General features: G+C 62.2%; 26 protein-coding genes. 11 read left to right on the top strand and 15 right to left on the bottom strand.

Going from position 1 to position 23674, the window contains the following annotated elements:
* Window positions 1-102: 102 nt before the first annotated feature.
* The 3 genes from AAHB08_RS08220 to pncC all read right to left on the bottom strand — a co-directional run bounded on the left by AAHB08_RS08220 (window position 103) and on the right by pncC (window position 2277).
* Entirely contained in the window at window positions 103-603 is a 501-nt protein-coding gene (locus AAHB08_RS08220) for a regulatory protein RecX (protein WP_342058665.1), read from the bottom strand.
* A gap of 40 nt (window positions 604-643) precedes the next feature.
* Window positions 644-1705 (bottom strand): recombinase RecA, encoded by a 1062-nt coding sequence (gene recA, locus AAHB08_RS08215; protein WP_005324574.1) that lies wholly within the window; start codon window positions 1703-1705, stop codon window positions 644-646.
* An 80-nt stretch (window positions 1706-1785) separates the two neighbouring features.
* On the bottom strand, window positions 1786-2277 hold the full coding sequence (gene pncC, locus AAHB08_RS08210) for a nicotinamide-nucleotide amidase (protein WP_202047579.1): 492 nt from the start codon (window positions 2275-2277) through the stop codon (window positions 1786-1788).
* Window positions 2278-2516: 239 nt separating this feature from the next.
* Between pncC and AAHB08_RS08205 the strand changes: the two genes are divergently transcribed.
* Both AAHB08_RS08205 and mutS read left to right on the top strand, forming a co-directional pair.
* Window positions 2517-2924 carry a Spy/CpxP family protein refolding chaperone gene (locus AAHB08_RS08205; RefSeq protein ID WP_236661740.1) on the top strand — a complete coding sequence of 136 codons (408 nt, stop codon included), beginning with the start codon at window positions 2517-2519 and terminating at the stop codon, window positions 2922-2924.
* A gap of 268 nt (window positions 2925-3192) precedes the next feature.
* Complete coding sequence (gene mutS, locus AAHB08_RS08200; RefSeq protein WP_342058655.1) at window positions 3193-5763, top strand: DNA mismatch repair protein MutS; 2571 nt, start codon at window positions 3193-3195, stop codon at window positions 5761-5763.
* Window positions 5764-5834: 71 nt separating this feature from the next.
* Here mutS and AAHB08_RS08195 read toward each other — a convergent pair whose 3' ends face one another.
* A complete protein-coding gene (locus tag AAHB08_RS08195) occupies window positions 5835-7433 on the bottom strand; it encodes a BCCT family transporter (RefSeq protein WP_139438696.1) in 1599 nt (532 codons plus the stop codon).
* Between the two features lie 9 nt (window positions 7434-7442).
* The gene (locus tag AAHB08_RS08190; RefSeq protein WP_025325616.1) at window positions 7443-7970 is read right to left on the bottom strand and encodes a hypothetical protein; all 528 of its coding nucleotides are present in this window, start codon (window positions 7968-7970) and stop codon (window positions 7443-7445) included.
* Window positions 7971-8133: 163 nt separating this feature from the next.
* On the opposite strand from AAHB08_RS08190, the gene AAHB08_RS08185 reads away from it, so the two are divergent.
* Window positions 8134-8613 (top strand): MarR family winged helix-turn-helix transcriptional regulator, encoded by a 480-nt coding sequence (locus tag AAHB08_RS08185; RefSeq protein ID WP_025325615.1) that lies wholly within the window; start codon window positions 8134-8136, stop codon window positions 8611-8613.
* Window positions 8614-8661: 48 nt separating this feature from the next.
* On the opposite strand, the gene AAHB08_RS08180 is transcribed toward AAHB08_RS08185, so the two are convergent.
* On the bottom strand, window positions 8662-9243 hold the full coding sequence (locus AAHB08_RS08180) for a YjaG family protein (RefSeq protein WP_163147989.1): 582 nt from the start codon (window positions 9241-9243) through the stop codon (window positions 8662-8664).
* Window positions 9244-9404: 161 nt separating this feature from the next.
* On the opposite strand from AAHB08_RS08180, the gene AAHB08_RS08175 reads away from it, so the two are divergent.
* A complete protein-coding gene (locus AAHB08_RS08175) occupies window positions 9405-10349 on the top strand; it encodes a D-2-hydroxyacid dehydrogenase (protein WP_342058654.1) in 945 nt (314 codons plus the stop codon).
* Window positions 10350-10417: 68 nt separating this feature from the next.
* Here the strand turns inward: AAHB08_RS08175 and mepM are convergent, their stop codons facing one another.
* Window positions 10418-11755: a murein DD-endopeptidase MepM gene (gene mepM, locus AAHB08_RS08170; RefSeq protein ID WP_106885053.1), complete on the bottom strand. Its 1338-nt coding sequence runs from the start codon at window positions 11753-11755 to the stop codon at window positions 10418-10420.
* A gap of 270 nt (window positions 11756-12025) precedes the next feature.
* Here mepM and AAHB08_RS08165 point away from each other — a divergent pair, with 270 nt between their 5' ends.
* Window positions 12026-13324 carry a LapD/MoxY N-terminal periplasmic domain-containing protein gene (locus AAHB08_RS08165; RefSeq protein ID WP_202047465.1) on the top strand — a complete coding sequence of 433 codons (1299 nt, stop codon included), beginning with the start codon at window positions 12026-12028 and terminating at the stop codon, window positions 13322-13324.
* Window positions 13321-14262, top strand: coding sequence for a TAXI family TRAP transporter solute-binding subunit (locus AAHB08_RS08160; RefSeq protein WP_342058653.1), 942 nt, complete (start codon window positions 13321-13323; stop codon window positions 14260-14262). Before AAHB08_RS08165 ends, AAHB08_RS08160 begins: the two co-directional genes overlap by 4 nt.
* Here AAHB08_RS08160 and AAHB08_RS08155 read toward each other — a convergent pair.
* Both AAHB08_RS08155 and znuA read right to left on the bottom strand, forming a co-directional pair.
* Entirely contained in the window at window positions 14257-14931 is a 675-nt protein-coding gene (locus tag AAHB08_RS08155; RefSeq protein WP_111913433.1) for a transglutaminase-like cysteine peptidase, read from the bottom strand. The genes AAHB08_RS08160 and AAHB08_RS08155 overlap by 6 nt on opposite strands.
* 76 nt (window positions 14932-15007) lie before the next feature.
* Window positions 15008-15952: a zinc ABC transporter substrate-binding protein ZnuA gene (gene znuA / locus AAHB08_RS08150; protein WP_342058652.1), complete on the bottom strand. Its 945-nt coding sequence runs from the start codon at window positions 15950-15952 to the stop codon at window positions 15008-15010.
* Between the two features lie 94 nt (window positions 15953-16046).
* Here znuA and znuC point away from each other — a divergent pair, with 94 nt between their 5' ends.
* The gene (znuC, locus tag AAHB08_RS08145) at window positions 16047-16811 is read left to right on the top strand and encodes a zinc ABC transporter ATP-binding protein ZnuC (protein ID WP_025325607.1); all 765 of its coding nucleotides are present in this window, start codon (window positions 16047-16049) and stop codon (window positions 16809-16811) included.
* Window positions 16812-16831: 20 nt separating this feature from the next.
* Window positions 16832-17611 carry a zinc ABC transporter permease subunit ZnuB gene (gene znuB / locus AAHB08_RS08140; RefSeq protein WP_025325606.1) on the top strand — a complete coding sequence of 260 codons (780 nt, stop codon included), beginning with the start codon at window positions 16832-16834 and terminating at the stop codon, window positions 17609-17611.
* Window positions 17612-17708: 97 nt separating this feature from the next.
* Here znuB and AAHB08_RS08135 read toward each other — a convergent pair whose 3' ends face one another.
* Entirely contained in the window at window positions 17709-18599 is an 891-nt protein-coding gene (locus AAHB08_RS08135; protein WP_025325605.1) for a LysR substrate-binding domain-containing protein, read from the bottom strand.
* 91 nt (window positions 18600-18690) lie between these two features.
* On the opposite strand from AAHB08_RS08135, the gene AAHB08_RS08130 reads away from it, so the two are divergent.
* Entirely contained in the window at window positions 18691-19548 is an 858-nt protein-coding gene (locus AAHB08_RS08130; protein ID WP_139438720.1) for a DMT family transporter, read from the top strand.
* Between the two features lies 1 nt (window position 19549).
* Here AAHB08_RS08130 and AAHB08_RS08125 read toward each other — a convergent pair whose 3' ends face one another.
* Entirely contained in the window at window positions 19550-20131 is a 582-nt protein-coding gene (locus tag AAHB08_RS08125; RefSeq protein WP_342058651.1) for a uracil-DNA glycosylase family protein, read from the bottom strand.
* A gap of 101 nt (window positions 20132-20232) precedes the next feature.
* On the opposite strand from AAHB08_RS08125, the gene rarD reads away from it, so the two are divergent.
* Window positions 20233-21126, top strand: a complete 894-nt coding sequence (gene rarD, locus AAHB08_RS08120; RefSeq protein WP_319916848.1) for an EamA family transporter RarD — start codon at window positions 20233-20235, stop codon at window positions 21124-21126.
* Window positions 21123-21467, top strand: a complete 345-nt coding sequence (locus AAHB08_RS08115; RefSeq protein ID WP_342058650.1) for a GIY-YIG nuclease family protein — start codon at window positions 21123-21125, stop codon at window positions 21465-21467. Before rarD ends, AAHB08_RS08115 begins: the two co-directional genes overlap by 4 nt.
* 70 nt (window positions 21468-21537) lie before the next feature.
* Here AAHB08_RS08115 and pspG read toward each other — a convergent pair whose 3' ends face one another.
* The 4 genes from pspG to AAHB08_RS08095 all read right to left on the bottom strand — a co-directional run bounded on the left by pspG (window position 21538) and on the right by AAHB08_RS08095 (window position 23612).
* A complete protein-coding gene (gene pspG / locus AAHB08_RS08110; protein WP_139438733.1) occupies window positions 21538-21756 on the bottom strand; it encodes an envelope stress response protein PspG in 219 nt (72 codons plus the stop codon).
* Window positions 21757-21804: 48 nt separating this feature from the next.
* Entirely contained in the window at window positions 21805-22011 is a 207-nt protein-coding gene (locus tag AAHB08_RS08105; RefSeq protein WP_042649985.1) for a PspC domain-containing protein, read from the bottom strand.
* A gap of 2 nt (window positions 22012-22013) precedes the next feature.
* Complete coding sequence (gene pspA, locus AAHB08_RS08100; RefSeq protein WP_163147997.1) at window positions 22014-22676, bottom strand: phage shock protein PspA; 663 nt, start codon at window positions 22674-22676, stop codon at window positions 22014-22016.
* A 207-nt stretch (window positions 22677-22883) separates the two neighbouring features.
* A complete protein-coding gene (locus AAHB08_RS08095) occupies window positions 22884-23612 on the bottom strand; it encodes a 1-acylglycerol-3-phosphate O-acyltransferase (RefSeq protein ID WP_139438739.1) in 729 nt (242 codons plus the stop codon).
* Window positions 23613-23674: the final 62 nt, after the last annotated feature.

Raw genomic sequence — 23674 nt, 5'->3', positions numbered from 1 at the left:
GTGCCGCGACCATCAGAAACAGGATAAAACAGGGAAAAGGCCCTCTCTTATCAGCGCACGGTGCAGGGGAACACGCATGGCGCCATGACCAGCACCGGCCCTTTATTCCTCCCCCTGCTGCAGGGCAGAGATGGCGTAACGCGCCTGATCCTGGGTAAAGCCCCGCCCAAGCAGGTACTTGAGCCATTTCATCCGCAGCTTGAAATCGGCCAGATCGGCGACGCTGGCACGCCGTGCCAGCAGGGCGAGCGCCAGCTCGAACCAGTCCAGCTCCGGCTGGTCGAAGGCGGCGTCTATCTGCATATCGTCCAGCCCCTTGCGGCGCAGATCGAAGCGGATCTTGATGGGACCATGGCCCTTGGCCGCACCGGCCCGCACCGCCATGGCGCCGTAACGATCGTCATTGACCCAGTCGTAGCCGCGGCAATACTCGATAACCGCCTCGATCACCTCTTCATTGAAGCCCTGCAGCCGCAGCCGCTTGGCCAGCTCCGACTGGGCGCTCTCGCGGCGAGCCAGACTGCGCATGGCAAAGGCGCGGGCGGCGGCAAACTGTTCTTCAAAGGAGAGTTCAACGGGTTCGGGGGAGGATTCATCGACCATAAATGACAAGGCCGGGTATCAACCCGGCCTTCCTTTTTCCTTATTCGAACTCTTGTTCGCTTTCGTCTTCAAACTCTTCGGCGACCGCGGCCACCGGCTTCTCGACCGGTACGGCACCGGAGAGCAGCAACTCACGCAGACGGGCTTCCACCTCGGCAGCCATCACCTTGTTCTCGGCGAACAGCTTCATCACGTTGGCCTTGCCCTGACCGATCTTCTCGCCGTTGTAGCTGTACCAGGCACCGGCCTTGTCGATCAGCTTGTGCTTGACGCCCAGATCCACCAGTTCGCCCTCTTTGGAGATGCCGGCACCGTAGAAGATCTGGAACTCGGCCTGCTTGAAGGGCGGGGCCACCTTGTTCTTGACTACCTTGACGCGGGTCTCGTTACCGACCACTTCGTCACCTTCCTTGATGGCGCCGATACGACGGATATCCAGACGCACCGAGGCATAGAACTTGAGCGCGTTACCACCGGTGGTGGTCTCCGGGCTGCCGAACATGACGCCGATCTTCATCCGGATCTGGTTGATGAAGATGCACAGGCAGTTGGCGTTCTTGATGTTGGCGGTCAGCTTGCGCAGGGCCTGGGACATCAGGCGGGCCTGCAGGCCGACGTGGGAGTCACCCATCTCCCCTTCGATTTCCGCTTTCGGCGTCAGGGCGGCCACCGAGTCGACGATGATGACGTCAACGGCGTTGGAGCGCACCAGCATGTCGCAGATTTCCAGGGCCTGTTCACCGGTATCCGGCTGGGAGATCAGCAGGTCGTCGACGTTGACCCCCAGCTTGGCGGCATAGATGGGGTCGAGGGCGTGTTCCGCATCGACGAAGGCACAGGTCTTGCCTTTCTTCTGGGCTTCCGCGATCACCTGCAGGGTGAGGGTGGTTTTACCTGACGATTCCGGGCCGTAGATCTCGACGATACGACCGCACGGCAGACCGCCGATGCCCAGCGCCACGTCCAGGGAGAGGGAGCCGGTGGAGATGGCTTCGATGTCCATGGTCTTGCTGTCGCCCAGACGCATGATGGAGCCTTTGCCAAACTGCTTTTCGATCTGGCCCAGCGCAGCCGCCAGTGCCTTCTGTTTGTTCTGATCCATGCCAATCTCCGCTGGGAATCGTGATGTAGAAGTGAAGTTGGACTAAGTATACTGTTTATGCATACAGTATCAAGCCCAATTTATCTGAGTAGGGCCAGCAGTCCGGACAAGGCCTGTCTGACCGCCTGCTGGCGCACCTGATGGCGGTCACCATCGAAGCGGGCGAGCAGGGAGTGATGACGGCCCGAGCGATCCGCCCAGGCGAACCAGACGGTGCCGACCGGCTTGTCGTCACTGCCGCCACCGGGCCCGGCGATGCCGCTGATGGCGACGCAGATCCCTGCATCGGAACGGGCCAGGCACCCTCTGGCCATCTCCAGCACCACGGCCTCGCTGACGGCACCATGGCGCAGCAGGCTGTCGATGCTCACCCCCAGCATCTGCTGCTTGGCTTCGTTGGTGTAGGTGACAAAACCGCGGTCGAACCAGCCTGAGCTGCCCGCAATATCCGTGATGGCCGTGGCGACGCCGCCACCGGTGCAGGACTCCGCCGTGGCGGCCAGCCAGCCTCTTGCCTGCAATGCCTCGCCGAGCTCCCGGGATAAACGGTCGATCTCTGCCTCAAGCCCCATCATCATGCCCTCTCTGGCCCCTTGCGGGGGAAACATGGGGGTCATTATGCAGTTGCCCCGAATCGCGAGCAACCGACCCGGGACCGGCTGCGTCAGCGACCGACCGGCATGGCCCTGCCGGGCAAACGCACCACAGCGGCAAGTCGCCCGCGCTTAAGCTCCAGTACATGGGGCTTCCTATAATCTGCAGGCACCGCCATGTATGCGGTTTCTATCTTTTTGGATACTGGAGAAAGCAGATGAAGCATCAATTTAAAGTCGCCATGACTGCCCTGGCGATCTGTTTTGCCACCAACACCTTCGCCGCCGAGAGCACCCCGGAGCTGCAGAGCGAGACCACCCTGGCGCAAGAGCTGAACCTCTCCACCGCACAGGTTGAGCAGATCAAGAGCCTGCGTGAGCAGGCGGCCAAGGAGCTCGGCGCGGTCAAGCTCGACGCCATCGGTCAGGACGTCATCATCAACATGATCAAGACCGGCAAGTGGGACGAAGCGGCCGCCAAGAAGCAGTTGCAGACCATCAGCAACGTGCAGGCCGAGGCTCGCTACTACCGTGCCCATTACCTGTTCGAAGTCAGCAAGGTGCTGACCCCGGAGCAGAAAACCAAGCTGCACGAGATGCTCAGTGGCAACGAAGCCATGTATTGAGAGACGGCTCCCGTTTCTGTGATGCCAATCCCCGCGCTGATGGCGGGGATCTTGCCCCTTACTCCCCCACGCCTCGCACCCCACCCTCCTCTTAGCTTCTGATCCCGGTGATGGCCTGCCAGCGCCACCCGCCCCCTGAAACCTCAGGACAGCCTTCCCCAACGCGAGATAACCCCTCACCATCTCGGCCCGACCATGTAGAATGGCCACCAGATTCAGACCCATTACGGCAGACGCTTGCCCGCAAGAGCACCTTCTGGAATAGAACATGACAGCACAGCACCAAGCCACCAGCGCCAACCTGAGCGCCCACACCCCCATGATGCAGCAGTACCTTGGCCTCAAGGCCGAGAACCCGGAGATCCTGCTGTTCTACCGGATGGGCGACTTCTACGAGCTGTTCTACGACGATGCCCGCAAGGCGTCCCAACTGCTAGACATCTCCCTGACCAAGCGCGGCCAGTCCGCGGGCAGCCCCATTCCCATGGCGGGCGTCCCCTATCACGCCATCGAGGGCTATCTTGCCAAGCTGGTGCAGCTCGGTGAATCCGCCGCCATCTGCGAACAGGTGGGGGATCCCGCCACCAGCAAGGGGCCGGTGGAGCGCAAGGTCATTCGCATCATCACCCCGGGCACCGTCTCCGACGAGGCGTTGCTCAGCGAGCGACAGGACAACCTGATCGCCGCCGTCTATCACGATGGCCGCCGCTTCGGCTACGGCACCATGGACATAGGCTCCGGCCGTTTCTTCATCAACCAGTTCGAGAAAGAAGAGACCCTGCTGGCGGAGCTGCAGCGCACCAATCCGGCCGAACTGCTCTACCCGGAATCCTTCGAGTTCCTGCGCCACGTCGAGGGGCGCCGTGGCCTGCGCCGCCGCCCGGAGTGGGAGTTCGAGCTGGGCACTGCCCGCAAGCTGTTGTGCCAGCAGTTCGGCACCCAGGATCTGGTGGGCTTTGGGGTCGAGCAGAGCGAGACCGCCCTGTGCGCCGCCGGCTGCCTGATGCAGTACGTCAAGGACACCCAGCGCACCGCCCTGCCCCACATCCGCAGCGTACGCCTCGAGCAGCCCGATCACGCCGTCATCATGGATGCCGCCACCCGCCGCAATCTGGAGCTGACCCAGAATCTGGCCGGTGGCTACGAAAATACCCTGGCCGAGGTGCTGGATCGCACCGCCACCCCCATGGGGAGCCGGCTGCTCAAGCGCTGGATCCACCAGCCGATCCGCGATCGGGTGATCCTCAAAGGTCGCCAGAGCACCATCAAGGAGCTCATCGAGCAGAACCTCTACGACGAGCTGGGCGGATTGCTGCGTCAGGTCGGGGATGTGGAGCGGGTGCTGGCCCGTCTCGCCCTGCGCTCGGCCCGCCCCCGCGACCTCACCCGCCTGCGTCAGGCTTTCGTCCAGCTGCCCGAGTTGCAGGGCCTGCTGGCGGACAACGAGCACGAGGCGGTGCAGCAGTTGCGCGAGCGCGCCAGCACCTTCCCCGAGCTGCTCGACCTGCTGGAGCGCGCGGTAATGGAAGTGCCGCCTGTGCTGATCCGCGATGGCGGCGTCATCCGTGACGGCTTCAATCAGGAGCTGGACGAGCTGCGGGATCTGGCCAACGGCGCCACCGCCAGCCTCGCCCGCATCGAGGAGCGTGAGCGGCTGCTGACCGGCATCAACACCCTCAAGGTGGGTTACAACAAGGTGCACGGCTTCTATATCGAGGTGAGCCGCGCCAACAGCCATCTGGTGCCAGCCCACTATATCCGCCGCCAGACCCTCAAGAACAACGAACGCTACATCATCGATGAGCTGAAGAAGTACGAGGACAAGGTACTCACCGCCCAGGCCCAGGCGCTGGCGCTGGAGAAGCGGCTCTACGAAGAGCTGCTCGACGCCCTGCTGCCCCACCTCGGCGATCTGCAGGAGTCCGCGGCCGCGCTGGCGGAGCTGGACGTGCTGGCCAATCTGGCGGAGCGGGCCGAGACCCTCGACTACCGCTGCCCCACATTGATCGATGAGGATCAGATCCTGATCGAGGCGGGCCGCCATCCGGTGGTGGAGCAGGTGATGACAGATCCCTTTATCGCCAACCCCATCCGGCTTGAGCGGGAACGGCGGATGCTGATCATCACAGGCCCCAACATGGGCGGTAAATCCACCTATATGCGCCAGACCGCACTGATCGTGCTGCTGGCCCATATCGGCGCCTTCGTGCCCGCCGACAGCGCCCGCATCGGCCCCATCGACCGCATCTTCACCCGGATCGGGGCGTCGGACGATCTCGCCTCCGGCCGTTCCACCTTTATGGTGGAGATGACCGAGACCGCCAACATCCTCAACAACGCCACCGCCCGCAGTCTGGTGCTGATGGACGAGATTGGCCGCGGTACCAGCACCTACGACGGCCTCTCGCTGGCGTGGGCCTGTGCCGAGCAGCTGGCGAGCAAGATTGGCGCCTACACCCTGTTCGCCACCCATTACTTCGAGCTGACCCGCTTGCCGGAGCTGATGAGCGGGCTGGCCAACGTCCACCTCGATGCGGTGGAGCACGGCGACACCATCGCCTTTATGCACGCGGTGCAGGAGGGGGCGGCCAGCCGCTCCTACGGTCTGCAAGTCGCCGCATTGGCGGGGGTACCGAAATCGGTGATCCAGCAGGCCCGCCACAAACTGCATGAGCTGGAGAGTGCCACCCCGGCGGCCGCCGGTGAAAGCCGCCCGGCTCCGGTGACTCTCGCCCCGCAGATCCATCCGGTGGTGGAAGAGCTGGAAGCGCTGCGCCCGGACGAGCTCACCCCCCGTCAGGCGCTGGACCTGCTCTATCGCCTCAAGCAGATGCTGTAGATACCGGCCGCCGCTCAGGCATGAAAAAAGGGGAACCGCGAGGTTCCCCTTTCGTTTGCCTTAACCTGCCATCAACCCGGACCTATGCGATCCAGCAGGCTCAGATTGACCGAGCCGGGATGGCGCTTGAGCTTCTGCCGGTATTCGAACTGGTGCTGGCTCTCCTGCTTGAGCCCCTGCATCAGCGAATAGCACATGGCCAGCATGATCAGCGAGAAGGGCAGCGCGGCTATGATGCTGGCCGCCTGCAGGGCCGCCAGGCCGCCGGAAACCAGCAGGATGGCCGCCACCAGCCCCTGACCCAGCCCCCAGATGGCGCGGTGCAGCACGGGGGGATCCTGATCGCCGATGGAGAGCAACGTCGTAATCACGAGCGTCCCCGAGTCGCTGGAGGTGATGAAGTAGGTACAGATGAGCAGGGTCAACACCCCTTTCGCAATCCAGCCGAAGGTCTCCCAGTGCAGCAGCTCCACCGTCTTGTAGAGCGCCAGGGTCACGTCCTGGTTGACCGCCGCCACCACGCCACCGCCGCCGAACAGCTCCAGATGCATGGCCGTACCGCCGAACACGGTGAGCCAGAACATGCCGAGCAGGGAGGGCACCAGCAGCACGCCGAGCACGAACTCACGAATGGTGCGCCCCTTGGAGATGCGGGCGATGAACATGCCGACGAAGGGGGCCCAGGCTATCCACCAGCCCCAGTAGAAGGCGGTCCAGCTCGATTGCCAGGCCGAGGTGCCGTTGGCTTCGGTGTTGGTCCAGAAGCTCAGTTTGACGATGTTCTGCAGGTAATCGCCGATGTTCTGCACATAGGCGTTGAGGATGTAGGTGGTCGGCCCCAGCACTAGGAAGAGGGCGAGGATGAAGGCGCTGAGCCAGATGTTGAGCTCGGAGAGGATCTTCACCCCGCGCCCCACGCCGGAGATGGCCGACAGGGTGGCGATCAGACTGATGCCGCCGATGAGCCAGAGCTGGCTGTGCTGGGAGACTTCCATGCCGAACATCTGGTTGAGGCCGGTGTTCATCTGGGAGACGCCAAGCCCCAGGGAGGTCGCCACCCCGAATACGGTACCGAACACCGCCAGCACGTCGGCGGCATGGCCCCAGAAGCCGTAGATCCGCTCGCCGAGAATGGGGTAGAGCACGGAGCGAATGGCCAGTGGCAACTTGCGGCGGTAGCTGAAGAAGGCCAGCGACAGGCCGACGATCACATAGATGGCCCAGGGGTGCAGACCCCAGTGGAAGAAGGTGAGGCGCATGGCCATCTGGGCCGCTTCCGGCGTCATCCCCTCGGTGACGAAGGGGTTGCCCTGCAGGTGATACATGGGCTCGGCGATGCTCCAGAACACCAGGCCTATGCCCATGCCGGCGCTGAACAGCATGGAGAACCAGGCGAAGTAGCCGAACTCCGGTACCTGGTCGTCGTCGCCCAGTCGAATGCTGCCAAAACGGCTGAACATCAGGTAGACGGCGAAGAACAGGAACAGGGCGACCACCAGGATGTAGTACCACTTGAAGCCAGCAATGATGGTGTCCTTGGCGCCGGTGAACCAGGTTCCCGCAGTATCCGGGTCAAACACCCCAAACAGCAGGAACAGGGTCACGACGGTGAGGGCCGTCATGGCCATGGTGGGATTGAGGCCTTTCAAAAGCCCTTTGGTTGCTCTCATCTGGCCTCCTTAGTCATTGTTGAAAAAATCTTCACCCACGTGATCCCCCGCACCACCGATGGCGCGATAGACCAGTCGACCCGCCACCCGCTCGCGGTGATCCACCAGGGTGACCGAAGGCTGGCCGTTCACGGCGTGGCGCTTGCCGAGGAAGATGGCCATGGGCACCCCCAGACTGGAGACCCCGCTGGTGATCCAGAGCCGGTTGAAGTCATAGGAGCCGCCGATGAACTCGAGCTGGGCCAGGCCATTGTCCAGACCGGCCAGGTAGAAGTTCATGGCGCTCTCGTCGGGGAAGAGGTGCACCAGCACATAGGCGTAGCGCAATTCGTTCACCAACTCCTTTAGACTGAAAGAACCTGTGTCGCTGCAGGAGAGCGGCAGCTCACCATCGTAGTGATGGACCTGCAGGTTGTTGGGATCCTCGTCATAGGCGGGCTGATAACGCACGAAAGCCGAGGTATCTGGCAGTTCATAGCGGACCCTGACCACGCGAAGGTCGGCAACCAGGGACTTGATATCCAGGTCGTCATTCATGATGTCACTCCTCAAATATCGGGTTTAAATGCGGCAATTGTCCAATAACCTAACATAAAATTCATTAGAGCAGAAATGATTACACCAAAAACCATATTGACCTTGTTGTGGATTAGGCGGAGAATTTTGCGCCTCTCCACTGCCCTGCGATGACCCCGACTCCATGGAAAAACATGATGAAGTGCTGATTGCTCTGCGCCAGATCATCCGTGCCATCGACATGCACTCCAAGCGCCTGATCAAGGAGGCCGGACTGACGTCGCCGCAGCTCCTGCTGCTCAAGGGGATCAACGAGCTTGGCCAGATCTCCATGCGCCAGCTCGCCGATCACACCAACATGAGTCAGGCCACCGCGACCACCATCATGGACAGACTGGAGAGCCGCCAGCTGGTGCAGCGCATCCGCAGCGAAACCGACAAGCGCAAGGTGCATGCGACACTGACTGACGCGGGGCGCGCCCTGCTCGCCCAGGCCCCCACCCCGCTGCAGGAGAGCTTCATCCAGCGCTTCCAGGCCCTGGAGAACTGGGAGCAGGGACTGCTGCTCTCCTCCCTGCAACGGATCTCGGCCATGATGAATGCCGACGGCATAGACGCGGCTCCCGTGCTGAGCGTCAGGCCGCTCACCGAAGAGCGGGCATAAAAAAAGCTCCCGGATGGGAGCTTTTTTTATGGGAAGCGTGCGGGGAGATCACTCTTCCAGGCTGATGCCTATGTTGGAGACGCCGCCCTGGGCCGCAAAGGTGCGGATAGCCAGGATGCGATCGCTGTCGCGCTCATGGGCGACCCGCTTTAGCAGCTCGACCTGGAACTCCAGCTCGGCTTCCATGTACTCATGCTCGTAGAGCTCTTCGTCACTGAGATCCCGCTCTTCCAGCATCTCGATGAAACCGGCCACGGTACCGACCGAGGCATGGCTGGCATCGTTTGCCTCTTCACCCACCCGGCAGATCACCGAGTTGTAGGCACAGCCCAGCGCCACGCAGGCATCCAGCGCCGGGTAGGCCCCGTAAGACTCAAATTTGCCAGGCTCGGGAATATAGACTTCAAACGCCTCCAGGATCGCCCCAAGATTGACGCGGGAGCCCTTCACCGTCAGGTAATTCCACATCTGATCCAACGCGTGGCGAAATGCCTTCGCATCCCCGAAGCCGGAGGCCTGGGTAAACAGCGCATAGTTGGGGTACATGCGCTCTGCCAGAGCCAGGGTGTAGACGGTCTGCTGCCAAGGCTGCAGCTCGGCCAGTCGCTTATAAAACTTGTCACCAAACACTGGAGTCGGATCCTTTGCAAAATGTGGGGCAGATTGTAGCCCACGAGGGGCGTGGCGAAAACGAAAAAGCGCCCTGGTCGACTATCTTGCCCGATCAACTGGGGTAAGATGAGGGCAGACACCCCCTCCGCCGTGCCGCAAACATGATAAGGAACAAGAGTATGAGCCAACGTACCCTGCTTCTGCTCAGCCAGGATAACAACCACTATGAACGCCTGCTCAAGGCCGCCCGCCTTCCCCATCTGCACATACTGCGGGCCGACAACCAGAGCGATGCCGAGAAGCTGATCGGTGATGCCCATATCCTGATGGCCGAACCGGCACGGGCCAAGCCCCTGCTAGCCAAAGCCGACAGGTTGAGCTGGCTCCAGTCCACCTACGCCGGGGTCGACGTGCTGCTGGATGCCAGTTGCCGCCGCGATTACTTGCTCACCAATGTACGCGGCATCTTCGGGCCGCTGATGAGCGAGTACGTGTTCGGCCACCTGCTCAACCTGTCGCGCCAGTTGCCGCTCTACCGCGAACAACAGCAGCAGCGACTGTGGCAGAGCCACCCCTATCAGGGGCTCAAGGGACGCACCATGCTGATCCTGGGCACCGGCAGCATAGGCCAGCACATAGCCCACACCGCCAAGCACTTCGGCATGCGGGTGCTCGGCATCAGCCACAGTGGCAATGAGCGCGCGGGCTTCGATCAGGTGTATCAGTTGCCGACGCTGAACAAGATGCTGGCCCAGGCCGACGCCATCGTCAGCGTGCTGCCAGCGACCCGCGAGACCCGCCATCTGTTCACCACCGATCGCTTCAACCACTGCAAGCCGGGGGCCATCTTCTTCAACGTCGGTCGGGGAAATGCGGTACATGAAGGGGATCTGCTGGCAGCATTGCGCGGCGGCAAGCTGGGCACTGCGGTGCTGGATGTGTTCGAGCAGGAGCCCCTGCCCGCCGACAGCCCGCTCTGGCATCAGCCCAATCTCATCATCACCCCCCACAACAGCGCCTATAGCTTCCCGGAAGATGTGGCCCAGATCTTCATCCGCAACTACATCCGCTTCATCGACGGCCAACAACTCGATGGCCGCATCGACTTCGACAAGGGTTACTGAGTCCAGGCCAGCAGCAAAAAAGGCCCCGCCAGATTGGCGGGGCCTTTTTGTATCCGCAGAGGGGGGGATCAACCCGCCTCCATCTCCTTGCGATAGCTCTTCACCTTGGCAAGGAACTGGCGCTTGTCCTTGCCGGAGAGCGGCTCCGCCATCGGCAGCTTGACCTTCATGGGGTCCACCGGGCGGTTGTTGACTCGCACCTCGTAGTGCAGATGGGCACCGGTAGAGCGACCCGTGTTGCCGGAGAGCGCTATCTTGTCCCCCATCTTCACCTTCTGGCCGGGTTTGACCAGCAACTTGCTCAGGTGCAGATAGCGAGTCATCAGGGTGCGGCCATGCTTGATCACCACATAGGTGCCCGCGAGGGGATGGCGGGTCGCCTTGAGCACGACACCGTCGCCGGTCGCCATCACGGGCGTCCCCACCGGCAGGGCGAAGTCAGTCCCCTCATGGGGGCGGACCTGGCCGGTAATGGGGTGGCGTCGGGCCGGGTTGAAGTTGGAGCTGACCCGGTAGCGACTATGGGTCGGATACCGGCGGAAGCCACGCTCCAGGCTGTTCGCCTGGCCATCATAATAGTTGCCATCTTCCGACAGCCAGGCAGATACCGTCTTGCCCTGGCTGAACACTTCGACGCCCAGCAGCTGGGTGTTGCCGGTGCTCTTGCCCTCGACCGTCTCCTGTCTCACCAACACCTTGAACTTGTCGCCTCTTTGCAGATCCTTGGCGAAATTCAGGCGCCACTGGAACAGGTTGGCAATCTTCTGGATGTGGTTGGCCGGGATCCCCGCGTTGCGGGCGCTGACGTAGAAGCTGCCATTGATGACACCGTCATAGCTCTTCTGCTGCCACTGCACCTCTTCATTGAGCATGTTGGCGCTGTAAGTGTCGTCGGTACGCTCCAGCACCAGGGTCTGCTTGATGTTCAGGCGGATCTTCAGCTGCTGCAGTATGTTGTCCTGATCGATCAGCAACTCTATGGTCTGGCCGGGCTTGAGGCGGGCCAGATTGTTCTTGGCATCCGCATCCAGCACCTTGTAGAGGGTGGTGGTGGAGAGGCCCAGGTTGTTGAAGATGGTGGTCAGGTTCTCGCCGTTTCGCACCCGGTAGTCCTGCCACTGGGGCGTGGCATCGGCCGGAATGTCATCTTCCGGCGCTGCGGCTTCCACCAGTTCGTGATCCGGGATGTCGTTGAAGTCGGTGTTGTCTTCGTTGGTTGCGGTGCCAGTGGTGGCAATCGGCAACTCCAGACGCAATGGCCGCTCAAGGATGTCACCTGGAGCTGGCAATACGGCTACCGCTGACAGCGTCATGGCCGTGAGCAATAGCATGGCGTAAAAATGCTTGCGGGGAACCGGGGGTTCCCAGTTGGCAGCCTGCGCTACCAAGGGACGGAGACGTTTCATCCGCTATCCTGTTATTAGATCTAAGGGTGGTAGTTGTGGGTCTGTTTTTATGATTTTTTATTATGAAAACCGAATATCTGGGTTTTAGACCTAAATACTTACAAAAAGTTCATCGCGATATGCACGAAACTTACATTTTATGCATAACCTTCCTGCATGGGCAGAAATGATCGCCTTTTTCAGCCATTTTTTTCTATTTTTAAGAACCAAGTCCGGTTGCGTTCCCCCCCGGACCATCAGATGTTGCAAAAACATTTCCAGGGAGTGGATATGTCATTGGCAAGATTGTTAAATGTAATCATCCTGATCCTGTTCATCATTGGTGCCATCCTGCTGCTCATGCTGGAGATCACCACGGTACGGCAGTCCATCCTCGATCAGATGTCGGCCAACCTGGAGACGGCCATCACGGCCCTGGGTCTGGTGCTGCAGGGCACCCTGCTCAACGATGACAAGGTGCTGGCGGAAACCATAGTCAACGCCATGTTCGATGGCGGCTTCGTCAGCTCGGTCACGCTGCTGGATCCCGATGGCCAGTTGCTGTTCCAGAAGGTCTTCCACACGGCCCAGCAAAATATCCCCGGCTGGCTGCCGGCTGTCGTCCACATGCCACCGGTCAAGATCGAGCAGGAGCTCACCGACGGCTGGCGCATTCTGGGCACCCTCACCCTCGAGGGCCACGAAGGGTACGCCTACCAACACCTATGGAACGCCATCAGCCGCACCGGACTGGCACTGCTCGCGGGGCTGCTGGTATTCACCCTGGTGATCACCTGGGTGTGCAGCCGCCTGCTGCGTCCCCTCGAACAGGTCAGCCTGCAGCTGGTGCAGATCCGCAAACGCCAGTTCAGCGGCAATCTGCCAACCCCATGGCTTCGCGAGTTGCAGGAGGTCGTGGTCTCCATCAACCAGCTGGTCTCCGAGCGCAAGCGGGATCTGCTGCAGCAAAGACTCAAGATCACCCAGCTCGGCAAACATGACAACCTGCAAGCCCATCAGAAACTCGCGGGACTGACCGACATCGCCAACGGCATGTACCTGCAACACTTTTTCTCAACTCAGGGAAACATCCGGCTCTATAGCCGGTTGCTGCCCCAGACCCCCCCCACCACGGACAGCTCGCCGGACGAGATCCGGGCACTGCTCAACGACTGGCTGACCCAGAAGGCGGAAGGGCTACAGCTCCCCCTCAGCCTGCTCAATCATCCCGACTGGGCACAGTTCGCCCCCACCCTGGCCAGCGCCAGGGGCAAGACCCTGGACTGGCGTTGGGATCTGGCAAGCTTCCCTCCCCTGGCCGAGGAGCGTCTGGGAGCGCTTCAGGCCCAGGGTGTCGAGATGGCATTCAGCAATGTGCCCATGAACAACGACAACCTGACCAAGCTCGATCCCATCAAGCCGGTCTTCATCAGCTGCCAGCTGACCCAGGCCCCCCTCTACTGGAACCTGCTTTCCCAGTGTCTGCATGCCTCCGGTTATACCCTGCTGGCAGAAGCCGGCGACATCAACGACACGGATACCCTGCGCAGCTGGGGCATCGATGGCTATGCCAGCCAGGAGGCATCATGAGAATCCCTATTCTATTACTTGCCCTGCTGTGGCAGCCCGGCTCGCACGCTGTGTCCATGACCATAGGCACGGGGGGAGAGCAGGGTATCTATTACCAGGTCATCAAGGAGTTTTGCCGACTGGCTCACAAGAGCGACCCCGCACTGCAATGCAAACCGCAGGCCAGCTCGGGTTCCATCGAGAATCTGCGGCAGTTGCAAGCCGGAGACACCCCCTACGCCCTCGTCCAGTCTGACTGGCTCTATCAGGCCAGCCAGGGCACGGGAGCATTTGCCAAGCAACCCCAGCCCGAATTGAGAACCCTCTTTGCCACCCACGCCGAGCCTTTCACCATAGTGGTGCGGGCCGATGGCGACATCACCACCCTGGAGCAACTCAAGCTGGCCCCCATCGACATGGGACTGAAGAGTTCGGGCACTCGCCAGACGGCGCTGGCGCTGTTCAACGTGTTGGGGACAAAGGAGCAGGATCTCGATCTTAAGAGCGTGGCCAATCTGTCCGAAGCCTTGTGCAGCAAACAGATCGATGCCTATGGGTTGGTGATGGGGCACCCGAACCGGATAGTGCTGGAGACATCCAAGCGCTGCGCCATCCGATTCATGGCCATCGAGGGCGCAACCCGGGATCAACTGCTGCAAGGCGTCAAATACTACCAGCGCAGCCAGGTTCCGGCCCGCATCTATCCCGGCAACCTGAAAGCCACCCCCACCTTTGCCATCGCCGCCACCCTGGTGACCAATGCCGCCACGCCGGAGGAAGACGCCTATCGCCTGACCAAGGCCATGCTGAGCCAGCAGACCAGTTTCAATGAGCAGACCTATGGCTATGCCAACCTGTTCCACAAGGCGCGCAACAAGATAGGCCCGGTGCTGAACGCCCCGCAACATCCGGGGGCAGCAAGGTATTTCGAGGAGTTGAAAGCCGCAGGCAAGCTATAGCTGGCGACGGGGGGCTCGCAGATGTTCGCTGGAGAAGCGGCTCTGCATCGATTTCCACTGGGTCAGGCGATCGGCACTCCCGGCCAGCGTCCCCTCACGACGTGACTTCATGACCCAGATGCTCTTGGCATCGAAGCTGTAAACGGGTTGCAGGTCGTTGCGCTTGCTGCCGGGCAGGATGCGACCATTGATGTTGTCCAGAACCAGAGGGTCGGACTTGGTCGTCGGGAAATAGAGCGTCACCATGTGAAACTGGTTGTAGCGAATCGCCTTCACATAGGCCAGCCGCAGCTTCTTCTCGTCGACGCCGAGCTCCATCAGGGTGTAGTACTTGGAGATGCTGTAATCCTCGCAGTCACCCCCTCTGGCCCCGATGAATTCCAGCGGATTGGCCCAATAGTCCTCGTCCCCCCAAAGCCTGGGATCCTCACTGTAGGTCAGATTGTTGAAGTAGTTGTTGACCAGTTCCAGCTTCTGCTGGTCCGTGGTGCCCGCTCTGGGCGCGAGCAGGCGGGAAAAGGCCTCGGCACGCTGGATAGCCCTGGCGCCATAGACTTCCTGCATTTTTGCCTTCAGCTCGGGGCTGGCAATGTGTTCGGACAGGCGGGAGGCCTGCACACTGGCACAGAGCAGTGCCAGGGTGCAGGTGGGGACAAGCAATAATTTCATAGCTGACACTCCATATCAGACGCTGGAGGTCAGTATAGTTGGCTGCGGCCACCCCATAGGGCGAGTCTGGGATGCCTCAACGACACTGGGCGAAGGCGTCGGCCAGCTGTTGCATGAAGTGCGGATAAGCATCGGGACCAAGCGGCACCTGCTCACCCACTTCATCCAGCAGCAACACCTTGGCGCCAGTGTTGCGGGCGACCGATTCGATCACCGCAGGGGAGAATTGCGGCTCGGCATAGATGCAGCTCGCCTGTTTCTCTTCAAGCGCCTTGCGGATCTCCACCAGGGTCTTGGCGCCGGGGCGACGCTCCGGGCTCACGGTGAAGTGGCCCCTGGAGCTCATGCCGTAGTGACGCTCCCAGTAACCATAGGCCTCGTGAAACACGAAATAGCCCTTCTGGTTCACCACCTTCATCTGCTCGGCGATCACCTTGTCCTTGGCATCCACCTTGGCATCGAATGCGGCCAGGTTGGCGGCATAACGGGCCTGATTGGCCGGATCCTGCTTGCCAAGCTCGGTCGCGATCGCCCTGGCAATCACCTTGGCCTGGGCCGGCCCCAGCCAGATATGGGGATCCACCCCCTCGTGGTGATGCCCCTCATGGCCTTCCTCGTGATCGTGGTCATCGTGCTCATGGGCGGCGTGATCATGGTCGTGGTCGTCATGATGAGCGGGATCCTGGCTGCCCTGAGTCGCGTAGTTGAACAGCGGCATCCCCGGAACCTGGGTCAGGGTCAGCTTGTGGGGATGATTGGCCAGCGGCTTGGCCATGAAACCTTCCAGCTCGGGGCCGACCCAGACCACCAGATCGGCGTCGTTGATGCTGCGAATATCGGAAGGTCGCAGGGAGAAGTCGTGGGGAGAGGCACCGGTTGGCAGCAAGACGCTGGGCTCGCTCACGCCATCCGTGATGGCCGCCGCGATGAAACCAAGGGGCTTGATGGTGGTCAGCACCTCGAGGGCGCGGACAGGCAGACTCACCGCCAGCAGCGCAGTGATCAGTGTAAGAATTCGCATAGAGGTCTCGTCAGGGAGTGAGTGTGTGATAATATAACAAACCAACGTCGCTGTTATATTATAACTCTCACAGGCTGTAAACCCCGGAGCTGTCATGACCCAACTGGTGGAGCTGAAAGAGGTCTGTCTGTCGTTTGACGGACGGTCCGTGCTCGACAAGGTCTCCTTTACCCTGAACAAAGGCAAAATCACCACCCTGGTCGGCCCCAACGGGGCGGGCAAGAGCACCCTGAGCAAGCTGGTGCTGGGCCTGCTCAACCCGGACTCCGGCAAGATCATTCGTCGTCGCGATCTGCGGGTCGGCTATGTGCCCCAGCGCCTCTATCTGGATCCCACCCTGCCGCTGACGGTGCGCCGCTTCCTGCAACTCGGCAAGAACAGCCGCCTCTCCATCGAGGAAGCGCTCGAGCGGGTCGGCGCCCAGGAGCTGCTGGACAACCGGATGCAGAAGCTCTCCGGCGGCGAGATGCAGCGGGTGCTGCTGGCCCGTGCCCTGCTGGTCAAGCCCGAGCTGCTGGTGCTGGACGAACCGGTCCAGGGGGTGGATATCACGGGCCAGATCGAGCTCTACGCCCTCATCAGCCAGCTCGCCGCCGAGTTCAACTGCGCCGTGCTGATGGTCTCCCACGATCTGCACCTAGTGATGGCCAGCACCCACGAGGTGATCTGCCTCAATCGCCACGTCTGCTGCCACGGCGAGCCGGAGAGCGTGGCCCGTCACCCCGAGTTTGCCCGCCTGTTCGGGCGGCCGGAGCGGGAGGTGCTGGCGGTCTATACCCACCATCACCACTGCGACGGCGAACACCATCATCATGAGCCGCAGGTCCCCGTCATCCGCCTGCCGTCTCGCAATCCATAAGCGCAGTTAAGGACATTCAAGTGGACAGCTTTCTGTTATACGCCCTCGCGGCCGGCCTCGGCATCGCCCTGCTGGCCGGGCCCCTCGGCAGCTTCGTGGTGTGGCGCAAGATGGCCTATTTTGGCGATACCCTCTCCCACGCCTGCCTGTTCGGCATAGCGCTCGGCATACTGCTGCAGGTGGATCTCACCCTGGCGGTGGTGGTCTGCTGCCTCGCCATGGCCATGCTGCTGGTGATCATGAGCCGCAACCAGCAGGTGGCGACCGATACCCTGCTCGGCATCCTGGCCCACAGCGCCCTGTCGCTGGGCCTGGTCACCCTGAGCTTCATGGACAATGTACGGGTGGATCTGATGGCCTACCTGTTCGGCGACCTGCTCTCGGTGCAGCCCATGGACCTGCTCTGGATCTACGGTGGCGGCGCCCTGGTGCTGCTCACCCTGTGGCGGCTGTGGGATCCCCTGCTCTCCATGACCATCTCGGAGGAGCTGGCGCGGGTGGAAGGGGTGCGGGTGGATGTGCTGCGCTGCGTGCTGATGCTGCTGATAGGCCTGGTCATCGCCGTGGCCATGAAGTTTGTCGGGGCGCTGATCATCACCTCGCTCCTGATCATTCCCGCCGCCACCGCCCGCCGCTTCAGCCAGACGCCGGAGCAGATGGCCGGCTTCGCGGCCCTGATCGGCTGTCTCGCCGTGCTGGGGGGGCTGACCCTCTCCTGGTACCAGGACACACCGGCAGGCCCCTCGGTGGTGGTCTGCGCCACCAGCCTCTTTATCCTGAGCCAGTTCAAGAAAGCCTGAGCCTGGAGTGGCCTGATCCCGCTGTCAGGCCACTCCCTATCTCGCCCCCTCGTTCATCCCCTGCCCCCTGTCCATCCTGAGCCAGCAGCCCAACCGGCTAGAGCGGCATGCTCTGGCGCGTCTCCATCATCAACCACTGGCGCAGCCTACTGATGGCGGGCTCATGGGCCCGGGAGCGCTTGCAGGTGAAGTAGAAGGCATCTCCGGTCTCCAGCTGGTGCACCGGCAGGGCCACCAGCTGAGGATCGTCCGGTCGCAGCATGTAGTCGTTCACGAATGCCACCCCCTGATCCCAGGCCGCCGCCTCCATCGCCAGCAGCACATGGCTGAAGTGGTGCATCCGCGCCTCGTCCGGAATCACCAGCCCCCCCGCCTTGGCCCAGCGCTGCCAATCCTCCCCCCGCGCCTTGTAGATGGATTGCACCGAGAGCAGCGGCAACTGCCAGATGGCGGCAGGCCACTCCCCCTCAACCTGCTGCAACAGGCGACGGCTGCAGACCGGAAAGAGCCGCTCCCGATAGATGAGATCGTGGCAATAGCCCCGCCCGTGGGGGGAGACTGTGATGAAGCAGTCCGCCACCCGATCGGAGAGTTCGGGATCTTCCGCCACCATCTCGAGGCTGAGATCCAGCTCGGGGTAGAGCTGGCGCAGCCCGGCCAGCCTGGGGATCAGCCACTTCACCGCAAAGGAGCTGTAGACCGCGAGCCGCAGCCGCATCTCGCCGCCGCCGCGCAGCTGTTCGCTGCTCTGGGCTATCTGGCCGAGCCCGGCGGAGATCCCCTCGAAATAGCTCTCCCCCTGGGCGGTCAGTGACAGCAGTCGCCCCTGGCGCAGCAGCAGCCGCTCCCCCAGAAAGTCCTCCAGCAGGCGGATCTGGTGGCTGACCGCGCTCTGGCTCACATTGAGCTCCAGGGCCGCACGGGAGAAGCTGAGCAGGCGGGCAACCGCCTCGAAGTATTGAACGGCGCGCAGGGGAGGCAGTTTCATTATCCAAAATTCTCATGGATGGTGATTTTTTATCATTTTACTGGATAACAGGCGTCAGACTACCCTTCCCTCATCTAACGTGGGAGGTGGTATGAATGCAGTCGGGATTGGCATCCTCTATCTGGTGCTGGGCAACATGGTGGCGGTCTTCTCCGATGCACTGGTCAAGGTGCTGGAGCCGAGCCAGCCCGTGTTCCAGTTCGTCTTCTTCCGCCAGCTCTCCGCCGCCCTCCTGCTGGCGCCCTGGCTGCTCTGGTCCTGGCGGCGCAACCCGCCGGTGGCCATCAAGTGGCACCTGCTGCGGGCCCACATCTGGGCCATCGGCGTCTGCCTGATGGTGGTCGCCCTCACCCGCTTGCCGCTGGCCACCGCCAACGCCCTCTTCTATGCGGCCCCGCTGCTGATGGTGCCGCTCGCGGTCTGGCTGGCGGGGGAGGCGCTGTCGCGCCAGAAGGTGCTGACGGCCCTGGTGGGTTTCATCGGTGTGCTGATAGTGCTGCGCCCGACCGAGGTGAACTGGGCCGCCCTGGCGGCGCTCGGGGTGGCGCTCTCCATGGCGGTCAACAACCTGCTGATCAAGCGGATCCCGCTCAAGCAGCCCATAGCCCAGACCCTGTTCTTCACCAACGTGCTGAGCATGCCCTTCATACTGGCGCTGGCCTGGTGGGAAGGGGGGAACTGGCAGTGGCAGATGTGGTGGCCCGCCTTCGGCTCCTCGGCGCTGATCATGGTCTATGCGGGGCTGTGCGTGGTGGCCTATCGCAAGGCGGAGGCGAGCAAGATCGCCTCGGCGGAGTACACGGGCCTGCTGATGGCGGTCGCCATCGGGGTCTGGCTGTTCGACGAACAGCCCGGTCTGCCGCTGCTGTTGGGGTGCCTGTGCATCATCTTGCCGCTGGTCGCCATGGCGCGCGGCAAGTCAAAACCGCTGGCAGAGCCGGCGGTCTGAATCAAAGCAGCAAGGGGGCAACCCGCTGCTGCAGATGGGGGATCACCTCCTGCTCGAACCAGGGGTTCTTCCTGAGCCAGAAGGTGTTGCGCGGGGAAGGGTGCGGCAACGGCAGCCAGCCGGGACCATACTCCCGCCAGCATTGCACCGTCTCGGTAAGGGACTCCTTGCCCGCCTCCCGCAGATAGTGGCGCTGGGCATACTGGCCGATAAGCAGGGTCAGCTCTATGTTGGGCAACAGCATCAGCACCTTGTCGTGCCAGGTGGGCGCACATTCTGGGCGCGGCGGCAGATCCCCCGACTTGCCCTTGCCGGGGTAGCAGAGCCCCATGGGCATGATGGCGATGCGGGACTCGTCGTAGAAGGTGGCCTTGTCCACCCCGAGCCAGTGGCGCAGCCGATCGCCGGATGGATCATCCCAGGGGACGCCGCTGGCATGGACACGGGTACCGGGCGCCTGACCGATGATCAGCAGGCGAGCGCGCTCGCTGCCACGGATCACCGGCCTGGGCCCGAGCGGCAGGTGGGCCTCGCACAGGCGGCAGTCCCGGATCTGTTCAAACAGCAGGTCTAGTCGGTTCATGGCCTGATGGTAACAGAGTTTCCGGCAGGATCCCGCTTGTGGAACCGGCGGCAGATACTTATCATGCGGCCACATTTGTTTAATTTAATAAACGGAAAGCGATGAAGAACTGGCTGGGCCCCGGCAGTGCGGCCCTCTCCTTCGTGCTCTGGGGCATGCTGCCCCTCTATTACCAGTTCATGCCCGAGATCAACATGTGGGAGCTGCTCTCCCACCGGGTGCTCTGGTCTGTTGTCCTGCTGGGCGGGCTCTTCCTGCTGCTCGGCGTGCGGGTCCCCTGGGCACGCCTGCGCAGCGAACCCCGCCAGCTCGGCCTCATCCTGCTGGCGGGCCCCGTCATGTCCATCAGCTGGTGCATGTTCACCTGGTGCCTGACCACGGGTCAGGTGCTGGCCACCAGCCTCGCCTTCTTCATGACGCCGCTGTTCAACATCGCCTTCGCCGTGCTCTTCCTCAAGGAGCGGCTTACCCCCCAGAAGCATCTGGCGGTCGCCCTGGCCCTGGCGGGGCTGGCCTACATGCTGTTCTCCTACGGCGAGCTGCCCTGGTTCTCCCTCATCATGGGGGCCAACTTCGCCTTCTACGGCCTCATCAAGAAGAAGGTGCGCCACGATGCCGGTGTCAGCCTCTACCTCGAATCCCTGGCCCAGCTTCCCGTCGCCCTGCTGATCCTCGCATGGCTGGGCCTGCACGGCATGAGCCAGTTCATGGCCGGTGACTGGGCCGACAAGCTGCTGCTGATGGGCTCTGCCCCCGCGACCCTGCTGCCGGTGGGGCTGTTCTGCTACGCAGTGGCACGCACCCGCATGAGCACTGTGGGGCTGCTGCAATACATAGAGCCGAGCCTCGCCTTCCTGCTCGCCATCTTCTGGTTTGGGGAGATCCCGGATCCGGTGAAATCGGTGGGCTTCGCCTTCGTCTGGGCCGGCCTGCTGGTGAGCCTGCTGCCCCTGCACCTGCTCAGGCGCGGCCGGGTCCAGTGGAAAGAGTCATGACGACGGACGCCTGTACCGATAAGCCTGCAGCTAACTGGTTTATCTATCTGGTGCGCACCGGTGCGGGCTCGCTCTATGCGGGGATCAGCACAGATCCCGAGCGGCGCCTGCGCCAGCACCAGAGCGGCAAGGGCGCCCGCGCCCTGCGTGGCAAGGGGCCGCTGACCCTGGTGTGGCGCCAGGGGGTGGCGGACAAGGGCGAGGCGCTGCGCCTCGAGTATCGCCTCAAGCAGCAGAGCAAGGCATTCAAGGAGCGCCTGGTGCTCGACCCCGGACTCTGGCACGACTGGAGCCAACCCTGGCTGAGCGCCGCCGCGGCCCCCATCGCTCCATCCCCCTGAACCAGTCGCTCCCGCCATAAAAAAGGCCGCTGGGAGCAGCGGCCAAGGAAGGATCCGATAGCAGGGAGGCTTAACGGTAGGTGTTCGACTGCTTGCGCCTGTTACTGAGCAACCAGCACACCGCCAGCACCAGCAGCAGCCAGGGCGCCAGCTTGATGACGAGGGCAAACATGCCGGCCAGGGCGCCAAACAGCACGAAGACCCCGCTCACCAGCAGCATGGCCAGCACGGTAAAACCGGTCAGCGCCATGGTCACCAGCACCAGCATCAAGACGATAAATTCCAGCATGTTGTGCTCCTCACAGGCTTGCAGTGGCCAGCGGGTCTGATCCGGGGATCAATCCAGCCAGCGTTTCAATTCACGACGGGGCGGCATCACCAGCACCGCCAGCAGATAGAGGGCCAGGGCCAGGGGCGGCATCAGGATAAGCGCCAGCAAGGCCAGCACCCGCACCGTCACCCTCGAGATCCCAAGCCCCCTGGCCAGACCGGCACAGACCCCGGTCAGCTTGCGATGGGCCAGATCTTTGGGCCAGGGGCTCATGGTTATGCCTCCGCCTTCCGGCTTTTCAGGCGGGCCAGCTCGCGCTCAATCTCGTCGTTCAACTCCAGCTCGCGGAACTGGGCCTCCAGGGAGGGATTCTGCCCCAGAGTGGCCGCCTCCAGCTGGGCTTCCAGCTGATCGACCCGGCCCTGAAAGCCGTCGAAGCGGGCCATCAACTCATGCATGCGCTGGTTGTCCACCTGGGCGCGGGCACGGATCCGGCTATGGGCTGTCTGTTCGCGCAGGGTCAGCATCTTCTGCTTCTCGCGGGCCTCGGTCAGCTTGGTCGCCAGCCGCTCGCTGTCGGCGGTGAGCTGGGCCAGCACCTCGGCCACCCGGGCCTTGTCCTGCTCCAGTTGCTCGCACTTCTTGACCTCGGCCAGCTTCTCCGTGAGGGCGGCACGGGCCAGATCCTCACGTCCCTTCTGGATGGCGAGCTCGGCCTTGGCAGACCACTCCTGGATCTGGTGGCGCAGCGCCTGCTGATGGCGCTCCAGCTGTTTCTGTTCGGCGATGACGCGGGCGGCCTGGGTTCTCATCTCGATCTGCACCTGCTCCATCTCTTCGATCATCAGACGCAGCATCTTCTCCGGCTCTTCACTCTTGTCGAGCAGGCTGTGCAGGTTGGCATTGATCACGTCGGTCAGGCGGCTGAATACGCTCATGGTCTGGCTCCTTGTTGATGGGATGTCACTCTCTTCCCATGGCATTACAAGAGCCGTGCCAAGATAATTTATTGTTGTTTTACAGATAGATGGAGACTTGGCATTGCCATCTCAAGGTCATAAGTTGGTAAAAATTGCCAACATGGTGGTGATTTTTACCAATAAAAAAGGGAGCCAGCGGCTCCCTTCATGGAGTTGGGCTCAGCCTCAGGCGGCCGGGCGATGGCCCAGCTTGCCATCCAGCTCCGCCAGCTTGGCTTCCATCCTGGCCCGGCAGGTATCCGACAGATCGCGGATGCCGGCGGCGCCGTGCTCCTTGCTGCACAGGGGGGGCAGCATCTCCAGCAGCACCTCGCCGTTGTCCCAGCGGTTCAGGTCCACCTGACCGAAGTAGCTGGAGCAGACGATGGGCACCACGGGCACTTCGGCCTGGACGGCGGTATGGAAGGCGCCGGCCTTGAACGGCAGCAGACCACGGCCCTGGGAGCGGGTCCCTTCCGGGAACATCCAGATGGAGGTGCCGTGGTGCTTGATGCGATCCACCACCTGACCTATGGTGCCGATGGCACGGGAGCGGTTGGATCTGTCGATCAGCACGTTGCCGGAGAGCCAGAAGATGAGGCCGAAGAAGGGCAGCCACAGCAGGCTCTTCTTGCCCACCGCCACCACGCCGGGACGCACGGCGCCGGTCACGGTGAAGATGTCGAAGTTGCTCTGGTGATTGCAGACATAGACGGCAGGCCCCACCGACTTGACCTCGTCCGGAATGGTGACCCGGACCTTGAGCCCGATGAGCGGGCAGACGGCATGGTACATGCGGGCGAAAACATAGACGTTGTTGGGGTGGCGCGGACGCACCAGACAGAGCAACAGACCAAACACGAACCAGAAGATGAGCAGCAGGGTAAGCAGCAGCACACGGGCAAGTTTGAGCATCGAACACCTCGGAATTTGACTCGGCGCAGTATACTGGTCCCCCTTTTAGCGAACAAGCGTTC

Source organism: Aeromonas sp. OTU364 (assembly GCF_038440395.1).
Classification (GTDB): Bacteria; Pseudomonadota; Gammaproteobacteria; order Enterobacterales; family Aeromonadaceae; genus Aeromonas.
This window is presented reverse-complemented; position numbering and strand designations above follow the sequence as displayed.